Source organism: Clostridium sp. SM-530-WT-3G, assembly GCF_012843905.1.
Lineage (GTDB): Bacteria > Bacillota > Clostridia > Clostridiales > Clostridiaceae > Clostridium.
The window spans coordinates 20,844-37,722 of the sequence record NZ_JABAGC010000007.1 but is presented as its reverse complement, the minus strand read 5'-3'; the positions used below and the strand labels follow the sequence as shown (position 1 = coordinate 37,722).

Annotated in this window: 14 protein-coding genes; 5 read left to right on the top strand and 9 right to left on the bottom strand. The window is 27.2% G+C overall.

The genetic code is table 11. The annotated features are described in order from the left end of the window. Positions 1 to 34: 34 nt before the first annotated feature. Positions 35 to 2,062: a cell division protein ZapA gene (gene zapA / locus HF850_RS04540; RefSeq protein ID WP_169104286.1), complete on the bottom strand. Its 2,028-nt coding sequence runs from the start codon at positions 2,060 to 2,062 to the stop codon at positions 35 to 37. A 417-nt stretch (positions 2,063 to 2,479) separates the two neighbouring features. Between zapA and HF850_RS04535 the strand changes: the two genes are divergently transcribed. Next, positions 2,480 to 3,838 carry a Mur ligase family protein gene (locus tag HF850_RS04535; RefSeq protein WP_169104342.1) on the top strand — a complete coding sequence of 453 codons (1,359 nt, stop codon included), beginning with the start codon at positions 2,480 to 2,482 and terminating at the stop codon, positions 3,836 to 3,838. A 19-nt stretch (positions 3,839 to 3,857) separates the two neighbouring features. Further along, entirely contained in the window at positions 3,858 to 4,580 is a 723-nt protein-coding gene (locus HF850_RS04530; RefSeq protein WP_169104285.1) for a type 1 glutamine amidotransferase, read from the top strand. 20 nt (positions 4,581 to 4,600) lie between these two features. Here HF850_RS04530 and HF850_RS04525 read toward each other — a convergent pair whose 3' ends face one another. After that, complete coding sequence (locus HF850_RS04525) at positions 4,601 to 5,353, bottom strand: polysaccharide deacetylase family protein (RefSeq protein ID WP_169104284.1); 753 nt, start codon at positions 5,351 to 5,353, stop codon at positions 4,601 to 4,603. 309 nt (positions 5,354 to 5,662) lie between these two features. Here HF850_RS04525 and HF850_RS04520 point away from each other — a divergent pair, with 309 nt between their 5' ends. Next, on the top strand, positions 5,663 to 6,982 hold the full coding sequence (locus HF850_RS04520; protein ID WP_169104283.1) for a D-alanyl-D-alanine carboxypeptidase: 1,320 nt from the start codon (positions 5,663 to 5,665) through the stop codon (positions 6,980 to 6,982). A gap of 160 nt (positions 6,983 to 7,142) precedes the next feature. On the opposite strand, the gene HF850_RS04515 is transcribed toward HF850_RS04520, so the two are convergent. Then, positions 7,143 to 7,826: a transposase gene (locus HF850_RS04515; protein ID WP_206151596.1), complete on the bottom strand. Its 684-nt coding sequence runs from the start codon at positions 7,824 to 7,826 to the stop codon at positions 7,143 to 7,145. A gap of 204 nt (positions 7,827 to 8,030) precedes the next feature. Between HF850_RS04515 and HF850_RS04510 the strand changes: the two genes are divergently transcribed. Together HF850_RS04510 and HF850_RS04505 are read left to right on the top strand one after the other, a co-directional pair. Continuing rightward, positions 8,031 to 8,639, top strand: coding sequence for a flavin reductase family protein (locus HF850_RS04510; protein WP_169104282.1), 609 nt, complete (start codon positions 8,031 to 8,033; stop codon positions 8,637 to 8,639). 38 nt (positions 8,640 to 8,677) lie between these two features. Next, positions 8,678 to 9,685: an acyltransferase family protein gene (locus HF850_RS04505; RefSeq protein WP_347564401.1), complete on the top strand. Its 1,008-nt coding sequence runs from the start codon at positions 8,678 to 8,680 to the stop codon at positions 9,683 to 9,685. Between the two features lie 137 nt (positions 9,686 to 9,822). On the opposite strand, the gene HF850_RS04500 is transcribed toward HF850_RS04505, so the two are convergent. The 6 genes from HF850_RS04500 to HF850_RS04475 form a co-directional block, all read right to left on the bottom strand. Beyond that, positions 9,823 to 10,665: a YitT family protein gene (locus tag HF850_RS04500; protein ID WP_169104280.1), complete on the bottom strand. Its 843-nt coding sequence runs from the start codon at positions 10,663 to 10,665 to the stop codon at positions 9,823 to 9,825. Between the two features lie 313 nt (positions 10,666 to 10,978). After that, positions 10,979 to 11,815 carry an ABC transporter permease gene (locus HF850_RS04495; RefSeq protein WP_206151595.1) on the bottom strand — a complete coding sequence of 279 codons (837 nt, stop codon included), beginning with the start codon at positions 11,813 to 11,815 and terminating at the stop codon, positions 10,979 to 10,981. Beyond that, positions 11,808 to 12,572 carry an ABC transporter ATP-binding protein gene (locus tag HF850_RS04490; protein WP_169104279.1) on the bottom strand — a complete coding sequence of 255 codons (765 nt, stop codon included), beginning with the start codon at positions 12,570 to 12,572 and terminating at the stop codon, positions 11,808 to 11,810. Before HF850_RS04490 ends, HF850_RS04495 begins: the two co-directional genes overlap by 8 nt. Before the next feature lie 35 nt (positions 12,573 to 12,607). Beyond that, on the bottom strand, positions 12,608 to 13,621 hold the full coding sequence (locus tag HF850_RS04485) for an ABC transporter substrate-binding protein (RefSeq protein ID WP_169104278.1): 1,014 nt from the start codon (positions 13,619 to 13,621) through the stop codon (positions 12,608 to 12,610). A 75-nt stretch (positions 13,622 to 13,696) separates the two neighbouring features. Next, a complete protein-coding gene (locus tag HF850_RS04480) occupies positions 13,697 to 14,407 on the bottom strand; it encodes a hypothetical protein (protein WP_169104277.1) in 711 nt (236 codons plus the stop codon). A 167-nt stretch (positions 14,408 to 14,574) separates the two neighbouring features. Next, the gene (locus HF850_RS04475) at positions 14,575 to 16,731 is read right to left on the bottom strand and encodes a type IA DNA topoisomerase (RefSeq protein ID WP_169104276.1); all 2,157 of its coding nucleotides are present in this window, start codon (positions 16,729 to 16,731) and stop codon (positions 14,575 to 14,577) included. Positions 16,732 to 16,879: the final 148 nt, after the last annotated feature.

Here is a 16,879-nt window from a genome sequence, read left to right as displayed (position 1 = left end):
ACTTTTCAAATCTCTAGGCTTCTTTATTTTAATATTATCTTCTTTTTACTATTGGACCAACCTGTATACTCTTTAATCTTGCAATTTCTACTTCACTGTCTATTATTTTTGCTTGAAGTTCAAATAATCTATGCTGAGATGTTCTAGCATCTTCATTCAACTTATTGTTTTCTGCTTCAAATTCTTCTTTTTGTGTCTTAAGTTCTTCCATTTTCTCTTTACATTCATTTAATACTTTTGTTTGTTCTTCATATTCATATGTAACTTTTTCTAATTCACTATACACTTCATTTATCTTAAATTCTTTTTCTTCAATATCTCTCTTTAAATTTAAAAGTATATCTTGTTTATCTTCAAGTTCTTTTTCTAATTTTATCGTAGTTGATATCTTACTTTCAAGTTCCTCGTTAAGTTTTTTAAGACTTATTTCTTTGCTTTCCAATTCACTATTTAAGTGATTTATTTTTTCATTTTTTGAAGAAATTTCATTTTCACTATATTCTTTATTTTCTGCAAGTTGACTTTCAAGTTTTTCATTTTCTTTCTTAGATAAATTTATTTCATTTTCAAGTTTTTCTTTTGCATACTGTAATGCTTCTATTTCTTCTGATAATCCATCATTTGCATCTGTAAGACCTGCCAGCTCACTTTGCATTTTTTCTTCATTAGACTTTAATACTCTAACTTCTTCTTCCAATAAATATTTGTTAGAAGAAAGTTCTTCAAACTTCTTATTTAATTCTTCATTTTCCTTAGATAAAATATTTAATTTATTATTATATTCCTTTTCTTGTTTATCATATTTATCAGATAAATTATTCAACTGTTTATTTAATTCTGATTTTTCCAAAGTGTTCTTATTCACTTCTTCTAATAATTTATTAACTTTATCTTGTTCATTCTTTAATGAAGTATTTAGATTTTTTTCTGTGATTATAAGTTCTTCAATCTTATTTTTTAAAGCATCTTTTTCAGTTGCAGTCTTCTTAGCCATTTCTTCTGACGCACTAATTTGATTTTCAAACTTCTTTTTGCACTCACTTAATTCATTATCAGTATTAGTATACGTTTCGTTAAGCTCTTGTAAATCCTTTTTGCAAGAATTATATTGATCTAATAATTCTTGATTATTCTTAACTTGATTTTCAAATTTATTCTTTAATTCATCAATTTCTTTTTCTAAAGAATTTTTGATACTTTCTAATTCTATTTTTAATTCTGAATTTTCCTTAGTAAGATTTTCTTTTATCTTCGAATGTTCATTTTCCATAGATATAGTTTTTGCTTCTAATTCACTATTCTTCTTATCTACATCTGTTTTAGTAATAGTCATTTCTTCAAGTGCTGAAGCAATTTCAAGATTTGTTTTTGTTAGAGATTTTAATTCATCACTTAATTTATCTCTTTCTTCTTTAACAGTTACAAATTTATTATTTAAAGTCTTAACTCTATCATTAGCTTGTTGAAGTTCTCTATTCAGTCTATGTTCTTTATTCTTGGCATCATCTACTTTTTTATAAATAATCTTAGTCTTTTCTCTTATTTCACTTAATTCTTTATTAAGGGAATCATTAGCATTTTTATTCTTTTTAGCATCATCTGTTATTTCTTTATTTTTCTTTATTAGTGCTTCATTGTCTTCTTTAAGCTTATTTATTTCTTCACATAATTTCTTATAATTAACTTCTTGATTCTTATATTTTTCATGTAATTCTGCTTCTTTTAACGAGAAATCCTCTTTTATATCATTATTCTGCTTTTCATATTGTTCAACTTTTTTCAAGTATTCATCTATTTTCTTTTTAAGCTCTTCATTTTCTACTTTGATACTATCATTTTCTTTTTTAGCAATATCAAGTTCTTCATCAGTTTCATATAATTCATCAGCTATATTAACCGCTGCAAGTACAGTAGCATCGTTTAAGCTTAATCCAGATTTTTTACTAGTGATTTCTTTGATTCTCCCATCAACATAGTTAGCAACTGCAAGTAAGTATTTTTCGTCCTTTTCACCTTTCAAATTATAGCTCATGCCATTTATATTAACTGTTACTTTTATCATAATAATATAACACCTCGTAAAATTCTTTCTTTGATTTATTTTAATTATAGGCTATATCAGACAATAAAACAATTATGTAAAGGATTTGAAGATTCAATAAATTATGTTTTTTTAATTAAACTAGTCAATATAAAATCTCCCTTTCCAAATTATGTTTTTCATTTTTATTATCATTGTATTATTTACCATATAGTTAATGTTTATATTTCTAATATTTAGTCCAAAATATTAAAATAATAAATTTCCTATTTCTTTTGTTTATAACTTTTAATATAATGATATTTTAATATAATAATATTTTTGCTATACTTATTTTGAATTGTATTGCCCAGTTTATTTCGTAAGTTTAATTTTAGGTTTCTATAAAATTTATATAATAAATTGCAATATTAAATTTTTTATAAATTTGTTTAGGTGGTGAGAACTATTAATATCAAATCTATTTTAAGCATATTTTCATCCAAGGTTACTGCTTTCCTTGCAAAACACCTCATGAAAGGTGGCAGTAATTTCCCCGGAAAAATAGCATTAAAAATTGATAAAACAATCTTAAAAACAGTAAGCCAAGGATATAAGGTAATCTTAGTTACCGGCACAAACGGAAAAACTACAACTACAAGTATGATTTACAACATATTAAAGGAAAATGGTTTTAACGTAATTACTAATAATACTGGTGCTAATCTATATCCTGGAATCGTAGCCTGCTTTATCTCAAACTTCAGATTCTTTAAACGTCCTAAGAATGCTTATGCTGTAATTGAAGTTGATGAAGCAAATGTAAAATTTATAACTGAATACTTAACACCAGAAATAATAACTATTACTAATCTATTTAGAGATCAGCTTGATAGATATGGTGAAGTTTATACTACTCTTGTTAAGATCTTAGAAGGTGTAGAAAAAGTTCCAGAATCTAAGCTTGTTTTAAATGGAGACGAATCACTTCTTGGAAAATTAAATGTAAAAAATCCATGTATTTATTATGGATTTAATGTTCCTATCCATGAAAATAATTCATTAGATTTAAATGCTGATGCAAAGTTCTGTAAATTCTGTAAAGCACCTTATTCTTATAATTTTGTAACATACAATCATTTAGGTGATTTCTATTGTCCTGAATGCGGTTATAAACGTGCTAAACTTTCGTATGCTGTCAATGAAATATATGAATTGACTCCAACTAGCTCATCTGTAAGAATTAATGATACTGATGTTTTAATAAGTCAATCAGGAGCTTACAACATATATAATGGTCTTTGTGCATATTCAATTGCAAAAGAATTAGGCGTAGATGATTCAGTAATTACATCTTCTCTTCAAAATCAAAGTTCAAGTTTCGGAAGACAAGAACAAATAAAAATAGATGATAAAGATGTTCAAATAATATTGGTTAAAAACCCAGCTGGTTATAATCAAGCACTAGATACATTATTTTTAAATCAAGATGAATTCTCTGCAGTATTCATGCTAAATGATAATTATGCTGATGGACGTGATGTATCATGGATATGGGACGTTAATTTCGAAAAAATATCTTCACTAAATATACATGATATCTTTATATCTGGAATGAGAATGTATGATATGGCCGTAAGACTTAAAGTTGCTGGACTTGATACAAATAAGTTTATTTTAGAAGATGATTATGAAAAATTAACCGAAAAGTTAAAAGCTTCATCTTGTAAAAAAGTTTATGTACTTGCAACTTATACTGCAATGATAAATTATAGAAAGTACTTACATTCAAAAGGCTATATTAATAAATTATGGTAAGAAAGAGAGGATTTGAATTATGGAATTAAATATATGTCATCTATATCCTGATTTATTAAATGTTTATGGAGATGTAGGAAATGTTCTTATATTAAAACATAGAGCTGCCCTTAGGGGAATAGATGTTAATATAATAAATTCATCTATCGGAGATCCTTTAGATAACGATAATATAGACATATTATTCTTTGGTGGCGGTCAGGATTTTGAACAATCAATAGTATCTAAAGACTTACAAGAAGTAAAAAAAGATTCCTTAGTAAAATATGTGGAAGATTCTAAAGTTCTTCTTGCTATATGTGGAGGATATCAGCTTTTAGGAAAATATTATACTGCCCCTAATGGAGAAAAAATTGAAGGTCTTAATATTTTAAATATCTACACTGAAGGTGGAAATACAAGATTTATAGGTAACACAGAAATATATAACGAAGAATTTAATGAAACTTATGTTGGTTTTGAAAATCATTCAGGTAGAACTTATATTAATGATCATAAGCCACTTGGAAAATGCATACATGGTTATGGAAATAATGGTGATGATGGTTATGAAGGATGTATTTACAAGAATACATTTGGTTCATACTTCCATGGATCTTTCCTTTCAAAAAATCCTGAATTTGCTGACAGATTACTTACTTTAGCTTTAAAAAACAAGTATGGTGATGATATTACATTAGCTCCTCTTGAAGATGATTTAGAGTTAAAAGCAAAGCAATATATTATTGATAGATTAAAATAAAGCATGGCTTATGCCTTGCTTTATTTTCTATTTATAACATTACAATTTACCAAATAATTTATCTCCCACTGTTCCATATCATCTATTATTTTAAACTGATAACCGAGTTCCTTATATTTGTCTATTATATTCTGTAATGCTTCAGTTGTAGTTGTTTTATTTTCTAAATCATGCATCAATATTACCTCTACTTGTCTTTTACCTGCATTATTTAATATATTATTTTCTATAGTTTCTTTATTTACTATACCTGCATTAGTATCACCACAATCTAAGTTCCAGTCTATATAATACATATTATTGCGTTTTATCTCATCCTTTATCTTTTCCAAGATATTTTGAGGACAAACTGTATTTGCTGATCCACCTGGAATTCTAACCATTTTGTAATTACGTTTTTCCCCTATTGTTTTGTTGATATTATTTTTACATTTTTCTAAATCATCCATATAACTTTCTAAAGATAAATATAGAGAATTATACTCATGACAGTTACAATGAGGTATTATTCCCATACCTAAATTACTTAATCTCTTTGTGGTTCCTTTGTTTACAATAACGTTATTTCCTACAACACAAAATGTTGCTTTTATATTATTTCTACATAATATATCTAAAATACAGTCTGTATTACTAAAAGAGGGACCATCATCAAATGTAAGATAAACTATCTTCTTTCTGTATACTTCATTAGCTTGAACTTTCTTTGGATAGCTTACTAGAATAATATTAAAAATAAGAAATAAAACTATTAATTTCATAGCTTTTTTCATATACTTCACCTCTTTTTCCTACTATAAGTTAGTGTATTCAAAATATAATAATATATCATTGTTACAAGGATAAAATTAATACTATTTTCATGCCTATAATGTATTTTAATTCTTTGTATTCATTATTTTATTTTAATATATAATTATTTCTAAATATTTTATGAATATTTTTCATAATATTATATTTTTATACCATTAAAACTTTGCTAATCACTAAATTTGTGCATAAACTTTATTGCTATTAATTATTATAAATGTTATACTAGACATGTTTGAATACACTTAAATTTAGAAGCGGAGAGGTTTGACTTGAAAAAAAATTTACTATTAAAAACACTTATCTTAACACTTTCCATTTCCCTAATCAGCCCTTTAGGTGCTTTAAAAGGAAATGCAACAACAAACACAACATCAACAAGCGTAGATAACTCACAAGATGATTTGCCAGAAATTAATGCTCAGTCAGCTATAACAATGGATTTTGATACTGGCGAAGTAATCTATGCAAAAGATGCAGATAGCAAAAGATATCCTGCTAGTACCACAAAACTATTAACTGGTTTATTACTAGCTGAAAATAAACAAAAAAGTGATGAATTAGAATTTACTCAATCAGCAAAAGAGCAACCTGAATATTCGTTAAACATCAACTTTATGCACAACAACATGAAGGTAGGCGATAAAATGTCTGCTGATGATGTTATGAAAGGTCTTCTTTTATTTTCTGGTAATGATACTGCATATATGATTGCAGATAATGTTGCTGGAAACTCAACTGCTTTTGCTGAAATGATGAATGAAAAAGCAAAAGAATTAGGAGCAACTCACAGTAATTTTGTTAATGCTAACGGATTACATGATGAAAATCACTATACTACTGCATATGATTTATCATTAATCACTAAAGCTGCATTTGAAAATGACTGGGAAAGACAAACTATGGAGCTCGAAAAAACTTCCATAGATATTAACGGGGCTAAAGTATTACTTGAAAATAGAAACCTAGGACTTAATAAAAATGGTAACATTGCAGGTAAAACTGGATCAACAAATGCTGCTGGTGGATGTTTAGCTGCTGTTTATGAAAGAGATGGTAGAAAAATAATAGGTGTAGTACTTAAGAGCAGACAAGTCGATAACAACGATATGACTAAGTTTGAGGATATGGATAAGATTATGGACTATAGTTTTGCTGCAAAACCAGTAATATATAAAGCTGCTGGTGATGAAGTTGGAACTGCTGATCTTCAATATAAAACATTTGGTTTCTTCGGTCCAACTAAGACTATAACTGTTCCATTAAAATTAACTCAAGATGTTTATTACTATCCAAATGCTATAAATGAAAAAGATTCAGAAATAACTTACAATATTGCTGATGCAAGTGCATGGAAATTATTATTTAATAAAAATACTGATTTAATATATTCAACAAGAAACTTCCAAGAACCAGTTACAGGTACTGTTGATATAAGCTTCGGAGCATTATTAAAAGACAATATAATTATTTATCTTGCAGCAATTGCTGTTATTGTTATAATAGTTACATTAATTATATTAATAAAAAATGCTGCTTTAAATTCTAGAAACAGAAGAAACCACTATTCAAGAAGAAGAAGAAGATATTAATTTTAAAAATGAAAGAGGCTGTCGCATAACGGGGTTAAAAAAATCGTTAGCGATAGCCCTTTTTCTTATTTTTTCAATAAAGTACTATTAAAAATTATATGTTTTCTAAAATTGGATGCACTTTAATAAGCCTATAAAAAAGGCTTTTTAAAAATTTAAATTATGCACTTTTCTTCAGTTCGAATAAATGCTTACCAGTTCGGTCTTTTTGAATTTTATTATGTAATTTATTTATATTTTGAGCCATCGCAAGAAGAATACTTTCAGCTAATACATTCTTTTGACCTCGGCACATAAATCTTCTGAAATTCATATCTTGCTTTACTTGAGCAAAAGAACCTTCAGCTTGAATGCTCCTATTCATTCTAAGCTTACAACCTTCGTCACTTATAATTCTCTCTAAATCTTTTTGTCTTTGATTATTGAATTTTTTTGAAATCTCAATTTTTTTAGTTCTTTGCTCTAAGGGAAGTTTAGAATTATTTCCTTTGATACATTGGCTCTTGTATGTAAAATCACTGCAATCTTCACAAATATAAATTGATTTTTCACTTTTGTATCCGGTTTTAGATTTTTTGATTTTGGTACCTTCTAGTTTTAATTTTTTCCGATTTTGACAGATATATAAATCATTTTTAGTATCATAATTCATATTTTCTATTTTCCCAATATCATTTTTATATTTTCTTGTTTTGGATATTTCATAATTGGCTGGTTTAATAAATGATATTTGATTATTACTTTCTATAAATGAATAACTATTTCTACTACCGCAAGTGTATACCTTTTTAAAGTACCTATAAACTAGACACTTTTTTTCTAGTGTCCTGATTATAGGTACCATTTTAGTGCAACAGCCCCTTTTTATATTTACAGCATTCTATTATTTCTAATTTAACTATTCTATTTTAGTACGCATAATATTAATTATTGGATATAAATAATAAAACATGATATTATATAATCATAAATATTTAAGCAATATACGATATTAATTATATTGGTCTGTAAAAAATTTCATTTCAAGATTTAAGGAGCTAAATATACAATGGATAAAGTTGAATTTAAAGGTAGTGTTATTTTAAATCCTGTTCCTGTTGTTTTAATAACTTCAAAAAACAAAGAAGGTAAAACGAATGTGTTTACAGTAGGATGGACTGGTACAATAAACACAAAACCACCAATGCTTTATATTTCAATAAGACCAGAAAGATTGTCTTATGAATACATAAAAGAAACTATGGAATTTGTAGTGAATATGCCACCAACTAATTTAGTTAAGGCTACAGATTACTGTGGCGTTAAAAGCGGAAAAAAATTCGATAAAATAAAAGAAATGGGATTCACTTTAAAAGAAAGTACTCATGTTTCTGTGCCATATATTGATGAATGCCATGTAAATATAGAGTGTAAAGTAAAACAAATAATTCCACTTGGTACTCATGATATGTTTATAGCTGAAGTAGTTGGCTCTCATGTTGATGAATCACTATTTGATGAAAAAGGTAAGATTCATTTTGAAAATGCAAATGTTATGGCATATTGTCACGGTGAATACTTTCCATTACAAAAGCACCCTATTGGTTCTTTTGGCTTTTCAGTTACAAAAAAGAAAACAAAAAAGCGTAGACAGCTTGAAGCCCAAAAATCTAAGTAATATAAGACTTAGATTTTTTTAATCATATTTGACTAAAGATGAAAGGTAGAATTTATCTCATGCAACAACGTGATAATTATTTTGATAATTTAAGAGGATTCCTCATCACTTGCGTAATAATAGGTAATTCACTTGAATATATTTATCCTACAAGTGTAAATCCTCATTATTTAATATTATTTTTATATATGTTTCACATGCCACTTTTTACATTTATATCGGGATATTTTTGTAAAAAAAGCAGTCGTACAACTCAACAAAAAGTAATAGATACAACAAAAATATATCTAGGAGCTCAAATATTTTATTTCTTATTTAATAGATTTATAATGGAACGAACTGTGAAATTCCAATTCTTCTATCCTAGTTGGACATTATGGTATTTACTTGCTCTAATTGCATGGTATATAATCTCTGATTATATACATAACTATAAACGAGCTATAATTATTTCAGTTATCTTATCATTATTAGTAGGTTTTGATGGAAGCATAGGTTCCTATGCAAGTATATCTAGAATATTTTTCTTTCTTCCATTTTTTATTGCTGGAATGGCTTTTAAAAAAGATGTATTTATTGAAAAATTTAAGAAGTATACTATTCCTTTAGGAATAGCTGTATTAGTAGTTTCAGTAATATTGTTTATATTTAGAAATATTACTGAGGTAGATTTTTTATTTGAATATTCTGATTATACTTTCTTTACAGAAAGCGCTCTACACCCATTTTTAGTCAGAATATTCCATTATATTGGTGGATTTACTATGTGCTATTTTCTTCTACTTATATTTACAAATAAAAAAACTATATTCACATGGCTTGGCAAAAATTCATTATACTTATACCTATTCCAAGCAGCTGTTATACAACTTTTCACAAAATTAGATTATCCAATTTTAAAATATAATAATTGGATACAACTTATAATTTCTGAATTAATTATTTTAATATCAATTATTGTTGTTTCATATATTTATATTAAAATCAAAAAACGTATTTTAATTTATAAAAACAATAATTCTGTAGATATTACAAAATCATCCTAATTAAAATTATAATTAATTATAGATATAATAATATAAAAAGATGATTTCTAAGCAATACAGAAATCATCTTTCATTATATTTTTTCCTATTTTATATGAAGAATTTATTTTACTTTACAATAAATTATATGTATATTCTTATTCTGCCAGACTCTTAAAGCCTTTTCCTAAAACTTCACTTGTATCATTTACTGTAACAAATGCATCTGGATCATTATTTTTTATAAACTGCTTTAATTTAATAAATTTAGATCTTGTTAAAACCGTTAAAACAACGCAATTCTCTTTTCCTGTATATCCTCCTTTTCCATGAAATACAGTACATCCTTTATCTAAATCATTAATTATATAATTAGATACTTCCTTTTCTTTACTTGTAAACACCATAACCTGTTTTGATATATTTAATCCATCTACAAATTTGTCTATTAATGTACCAGTAAGATATACACTTAATAATCCAAATAATCCAAGTTCTATACCAAATGTATACATAGCCATCATTATTACAATTGAATCACATATTAAAAGAGCTTTACCAAAATCTATATTAGCATACTTATTTAATAGCTTAGCTGTAATACTTGTTCCACCTGTAGTAGCATCTTGAGTAAGCATTATAACTGTTCCAAGTGCCAAAAGTGCACTTCCAAATATAGATGCTAGCATTAAATTATCAGTTACTGCAACAAATGTATACTTCTTTTCCAATACGGATAATGCAATAGATAAACTAAATGCTGCATACATACTTTTAACTCCAAAATTTCCACCTATAAATACGAATGCCAATATAAATAAAATAATATTACAAACAATCATTACAATTCCTGGTTCAATCCCAAGCATATTATTTATTACTAAAGCAAGACCAGATACTCCACCAGATGCTATATGATTTGGAAAAAAGAAAAACTCAAAAGCAATAATAATTAGAATATTACCTAATGTTATAATCCCATATTCCTTTAAAAATTTCATGTTTACCTCCCTATTAAACCATATTAATTAAATCTAGTTCATATTAACATATTTTTTAATTTTATTTACAAATCTAGTTTGGTTCAAATAGCAAAAATTTATATAATTAATTAAATAATAGATAAAAAAAATATAGCTTTATTAGATAACTTTCCTCCAAAACTATATTTTAAAACCACTTTATTATATATACATTAATATGAAAAATAGTTGAAAATAATATTATAAGTCCAAATAAAATATTATTAAGTAATTATATAAAAAATACAGCTGGTTTTAGTTATTATCTGACCAACTGTATAAAATAACATATCTACCTTGTAACTTTTTTCTCTAACCATGCAACTATTTCATACATAAAAAAAGCAATAACTGATAATATAACAATACTCATCATAACTGTATCTAGTTGTGCAACTTGACCACCATAAACTATCAAAAAACCAAGCCCATCTCTAGCTACTAGGAATTCTCCCATAATAACTCCTACCCATGATAACCCAACATTTATCTTTAAAGCAGAAATAAAAGTTGGTATTGAATAAGGAAAAATTAAGTAGCGGAGAATTTGAAGTTTTGACGCTCTAAATGTCTTCATAAGCATTATCTTTTCATTATCTATCTCATTGAAGCCAGTTAATACACTTATTATTGTTGTAACAACAGATATTAAAAGTGCTATTACTATTATGGCTGGCATACCATTCCCAATCCAGAATATAATTATTGGTGCTAAAGCAACCTTTGGTAAAGCATTTAAAACTACTAAATAAGGATCTAATATGTTGGATATATTAGGACACAACCATAATAATACTGCTACTAATACACCTAATATTGTACCTAGTGAAAATCCAAGTATTGTCTCATAACAAGTAACCCCAATATGCTTAAAAATACTACCATCTTTATATAGTGTTATAAATGAATCTATAACTCTGCTTGGACTTGATGTTAAAAATGGATCTATCCATTTTAAATTAGCTGCCACCTGCCATAATGCGATGAATATTATCAAAATTAAAAATCTAGATATTATTATTCTTCTTTTTGATTTATTTAATTTCTTTAAATACGCCTTATGCTCACTACTTATACTTTCGTTCAAATTCAAATTTCTATCTATATTTTGTTTTTTCTCCTCAGTCATCATTATTCAACTCCTTCCATAATTCATTAAAATAACCGCTGAATTCTGGTTGTTTTCTTTTTTCAAAAGGAGTTAAATCATCTACACTGAAAGTAATTTCAACTTTACGTTTAACTGTTGCCGGTCTTTTTGTTAATACAATTATTTTCTGTGACATAGATATAGCCTCTGCTATATCATGAGTTACCATTATTGCCGTCTTTTTTTCATGCTTTATTATTTTATATACATCATCACATACTAATAATCTGGATTGATAATCAAGTGCTGAAAAAGGCTCATCTAAAAATAATATTTCAGGGTTTAATGCTAAAGTTCTTATAAGCGCTACCCTCTGCCTCATCCCACCAGAAAGTTCACTTGGATAGTGTTCTTTAAATTTTGATAACCCATACGTCTCTAAAAGATTATTAATATTTTTCTTTGTCTTTTCATTTAGCTGTTTTTTTATATTAAGTCCTAATGTAACATTTTCCCAAACAGTATACCATTCAAATAAATGATCTTTCTGAAACATATACCCTATCTTATTCAAATGTTCTTTTATATTATCTCCATTATAAAGTGCTTCACCAGATGAGGGTTCTAAAAGACCACTGATTATATTTAATAAAGTAGATTTTCCACATCCTGAAGGGCCTAATATAGATATAAAATCACCCTTTTCAACTTCAAAATTCACATTTTCAAGAGCTTTTGTTTCTCCCTTTATTGAATGGTAGTTCATCGACATGTTATTTATTTTTAATAAGCTCATATTAACACCACCTTATACTCTTTTGACTATAAAAACTATTTCATAGCCTTTTGTGCAAAAGCGTTGTCAACAATCTTATCAAAGCTTGGTCTTTGTGGCATTAAACCCGAATCATAATCTTGAATTATATCCATAAGCCTATTTAAATTTTCCTCTTTTATTTCTGGATTATGAGCCAAAGCATCTATATTTTTATAATTATCAATAACTGTCTTTATTGTATCCATATCTGTTCCTGGAAAATATGGACTTATACATTCTGCTATTTCATCTGTAGAATTATTGAAAAACCATTGTTGACCTTTATATATTGCCTTTGTAAAGTTTTCTACTATCTCTTGGTTCTTATCCATATAAGATTTAGTAGTAAAATAACATGTATATGGAATAAGTCCTGTTTCTTCACCTATAGAAACTAAAACCTTTCCACTACCCTCTTTTTCAATTAATGAAGCTGTAGGTTCAAATAATGCCACATAATCTCCAGTTCCACCTTTAAATGCTCCTGCTGTGGCTGCAAAATCAATATTTGTAACCATATTTACATCTACATTTGGTATAATATTATTTTTTTTCATAGCATATTCTAATGCCATTGCAGGAACACCACCAGGTCTTCCACCAATAACGTTTTTCCCTTTTATGTCATTCCAATTGAAATTATTACTTTTTTCTCTTCCCACTAAAAAAGAACCATCTTTTTGAGTAAGCTGAGCAAATAAGATAGGATAATCTTCTCTTCCTTGATTATTAATATAAATAACTTGTTCTGGTCCACAGAATCCAATATCTGCAGAATTGCTCAAAACAGCCTGCATTACCTTATCTGCCCCTTGTCCTGTCTGTAAATCAATTTCAATATTATTTTCAGCAAAATATCCTTTTTCAATAGCTATATACATAGGTGCATAAAAAATTGACCGAGTTACTTCATTTAATCTTACTTTTACCTTTCCTTCGCTTGATTTTCTCCCATTACATCCTAGCATTGAAAATATGACTAAAAAAACTGCTATTATTGAAATTAATACTTTTGGCTCCTTTTTCATTAAGTACATCTCCTAATAATATTTATGGTGTATAATATGAAATGTAATTTAATATTGTTCATTTTACTTCAAATATTAGCTGTCATTATCCTCTTTATCAATTTTATTTATATCGTTATTCTGTATTGATTTTTCTATTTGATCCCAATTATTTATATCTAATACTATTGGCTTATCATAAATCTCTTCACCCTCTTTTACTTTGCTTTCATTTTTAGTTAATTCATACTGGTCTTGTTCTTTTTCTAATATTTCATCAGATTCATCTTTCATTCCATCACATATTTCATTATTTTTATAAAACTCCACTTCTCTCTCTGGAATCTTAAGACCTTCTAAAGTTTCTTCTTCAAAATCATCGTCTTGTTTCTTTACTAAATATCCTCCCAAAAAGCTTATCATTCCAAACATTATTAATTCTGGTATAAGTATAATAAAAAATTCAATTAAAATATTTACATATGAGAATCTTGTGAAGCAAGATGAAATAATATTTATTATCAGTACTAATATATTTGCGCATACTATACTAATAGCTCCAAGTTTAATATTATCATAGTAGTCTTTCATTTCCTTTTTAACACTGTAAACAACATTTAAAATCATTAAATATATGGGGACAACAAAAAAGTAGAAATATATTGATAAGTGTATAATACTCAATCTAAGATCTACATCATTATTTTTTAATTGAATACTTTTATCTATAAGTGTGAATATAATATGAGCTAATACTACTGGCAAAAAATACATAGTTAACTTTTTTATCAATTTAACATTATTCATTTTTGTCCTCCTAATGATAAATAATACAACACTAGTAAAATATATTCTTACTTTCCTATTCATATACTTTATTTCTCATACTGAATTCTCTCACAATAATAGACTTTATTATAAAAAAAGATGAGGTTAATTAATTTATCCTCATCCTCATCTATTTATTTTAAATATTAAATAAATTCTATTTTCCAATTTAAATAACCTGTCTGCTCGTTTCTTTCATATCTGAAATATGCAGAAAAAGTATTACCTTTTTTACTCTTTAAATTTCTAAATCCAACTTTACCGTTCTTTAAAAGAAGCTGTACCATTTCCTTAGAAACCTTCTTACCAAAAGAAGCTATATATTTGTCATCTTTCCATATAGTATACTTACATCCATTTTTCCAATTACTACAACTAAATGACTTTTCAGTTTCTATTACTGGATTTCCGCATATTGGACACGGTCCTATATTTTCAACGTCTTCGGGTATTTCCACCTTAAATCTTGATAAAGCTCCTGTATCATTTTTTATAAGTTCTACAGACTTTATAGTAAAATCTGTGATCAACTTAATAAAATCATTTTTTGCAAACTTTCCTTTTTCAATATCTGAAAGAGTTTTTTCAAGTCTTCCTGTATATTCAAGGTCAAGAAGCTCTTTTACTGGAAATATTTCAACTATATTTCTTCCAAGCTCTGTACATATAAGACTTTTTCCCTTAGTTTTTAAATACCCTATATCCTTAAGTTTTTTTATAGTTTCTGCTCTTGTAGCTGGTGTTCCTATACTAAATCCACTTAATATAGCTTGCATCATCTCTTCAGAATCTTCTTTTCCTTCAACACCTTTTCCACAGGTTTCCATAACTCTAAGAAGTGTTTTTTCTGTATGATGCTTTGGAGGTTTTTTAGTAACTGAACTTACCTTTGATTTAATTACATCTACATTTTCATCTACTTCTATTTTGGGAAGGATAACATCCTTACTTTCTATTTTTTCTACTACCTTCCATCCTTCTACAAGTTTAACTTTGCCCTTTGAAATAAATGTTCCTTTTACTTCAGGATTATTACTTTTAAGAGTAACTTTTGTTTCTTCATATTGTGCTATAGGCATAAATTGCATTATAAATCTATTCTTTATAGCCTCGTATACTATTTTTTCATCTGCACTAAGTCCAGATGGCTTAATATATGTAGGAGTTATAGCACTATGGCTTTCAACTTTTGAACTATCAAAAATCCTTTTTGATTTTGTAAATTTTATTTCATTCTCATATGGAAGTCCAGTTTTATGAGTTTCTAAAACCTTTCTTGCTCTATCTACTAAACTTTCTTCTAGTACAACACTTGCTGTTCTTGGATATGTTGTAAGTTTCTTTTCATACAGAGATTGTGCAACCTTTAAAACTTTGTCAGATGTCCATCCCTTATACTTACTTGTTATATATCCTTGAAGATTTGATAAGTTAAATAAATAAGGTGGATATTCCTTCTTAGATTCAGTTTGCTTATCAATAATCTTTGCAGTGCTTCCCTCAAGCATTGGTAGCAATTTATTCAAATCCTCTTTTTTATCGAATTTTTCAGATTCATTTTCATAATATAATCCTTCAAATTCTTCGTTATTAGAATTCTTAAAATTACTTATTAATTTGTAATAAGTAGTTGCCGTAAAATTCTCTATTTCTTTATCTCTATCATAAATAATCTTTAATGTTGGAAGTAAAACTCTTCCTATATTAATTGTTTTATTTTCTTCAAATTTATACTTTAATGTACTTACAGAAGTTAGATTAATACCTATTATCCAATCGCTCCACTGTCTTCCTATACCTGCATCTTGTAATGACTGCATTTCCTTATTGTCTTTTAAGTTCTCCATTCCTTTTTTAACTTCATCAGGAGTCCATTCATTAAGCAATAATCTATATATAGGTTTTTCAACTTTAAAGTAATCAAATATTTCGTCTGCTATTACCTGTCCTTCTCTATCAAAGTCTGTAGCTGAAATAATCCCATCAACATCATCTTTATCTATAAGATCTTTAATTATTCCCAGTTGCTTTTTAGCACCTTTATCTTCTATCGTTCTATCAACGCCGTCGCATTTTACCTTATATAAAAAATGTTCTGGTATAAAAGGAAACTTTTCAAATCTCCATCCCTTCATATTTTCATCATAGTCTTTTGCATCAAAAAGCTGCAAAAGATGCCCAAATGCCCACGTTATATAATAGCCGTTGCCTTCAAAATAGCCATCTTTCCTAGTTTTTATCTTAAACGCATCTGCAATATTTTTCGCAACAGATGGTTTTTCAGCAATAATAACTTTCGCCATGCTATTTTAATTCCTCCTCTCGGTTATTATTTTCAGCAATATATATATTAACACTAATTCCAAAATAAAACCAGCTTCACACAAAACATTCAGTTAACAGTTAACAAGTAACAATTAACAGTTTAAGGTGAAAAATCTTATAGATTTT

Coding starts and splice junctions, on each gene's coding strand:
- zapA (WP_169104286.1), bottom strand. CDS start 2,062: ATGATAAAAGTAACAGTTAATATAAATGGCATGAGCTATAATTTGAAA.
- HF850_RS04530 (WP_169104285.1), top strand. CDS start 3,858: ATGGAATTAAATATATGTCATCTATATCCTGATTTATTAAATGTTTAT.
- HF850_RS04525 (WP_169104284.1), bottom strand. CDS start 5,353: ATGAAAAAAGCTATGAAATTAATAGTTTTATTTCTTATTTTTAATATT.
- HF850_RS04515 (WP_206151596.1), bottom strand. CDS start 7,826: ATGGTACCTATAATCAGGACACTAGAAAAAAAGTGTCTAGTTTATAGG.
- HF850_RS04510 (WP_169104282.1), top strand. CDS start 8,031: ATGGATAAAGTTGAATTTAAAGGTAGTGTTATTTTAAATCCTGTTCCT.
- HF850_RS04505 (WP_347564401.1), top strand. CDS start 8,678: ATGAAAGGTAGAATTTATCTCATGCAACAACGTGATAATTATTTTGAT.
- HF850_RS04500 (WP_169104280.1), bottom strand. CDS start 10,665: ATGAAATTTTTAAAGGAATATGGGATTATAACATTAGGTAATATTCTA.
- HF850_RS04495 (WP_206151595.1), bottom strand. CDS start 11,815: ATGACTGAGGAGAAAAAACAAAATATAGATAGAAATTTGAATTTGAAC.
- HF850_RS04490 (WP_169104279.1), bottom strand. CDS start 12,572: ATGAGCTTATTAAAAATAAATAACATGTCGATGAACTACCATTCAATA.
- HF850_RS04485 (WP_169104278.1), bottom strand. CDS start 13,621: ATGAAAAAGGAGCCAAAAGTATTAATTTCAATAATAGCAGTTTTTTTA.
- HF850_RS04480 (WP_169104277.1), bottom strand. CDS start 14,407: ATGAATAATGTTAAATTGATAAAAAAGTTAACTATGTATTTTTTGCCA.
- HF850_RS04475 (WP_169104276.1), bottom strand. CDS start 16,731: ATGGCGAAAGTTATTATTGCTGAAAAACCATCTGTTGCGAAAAATATT.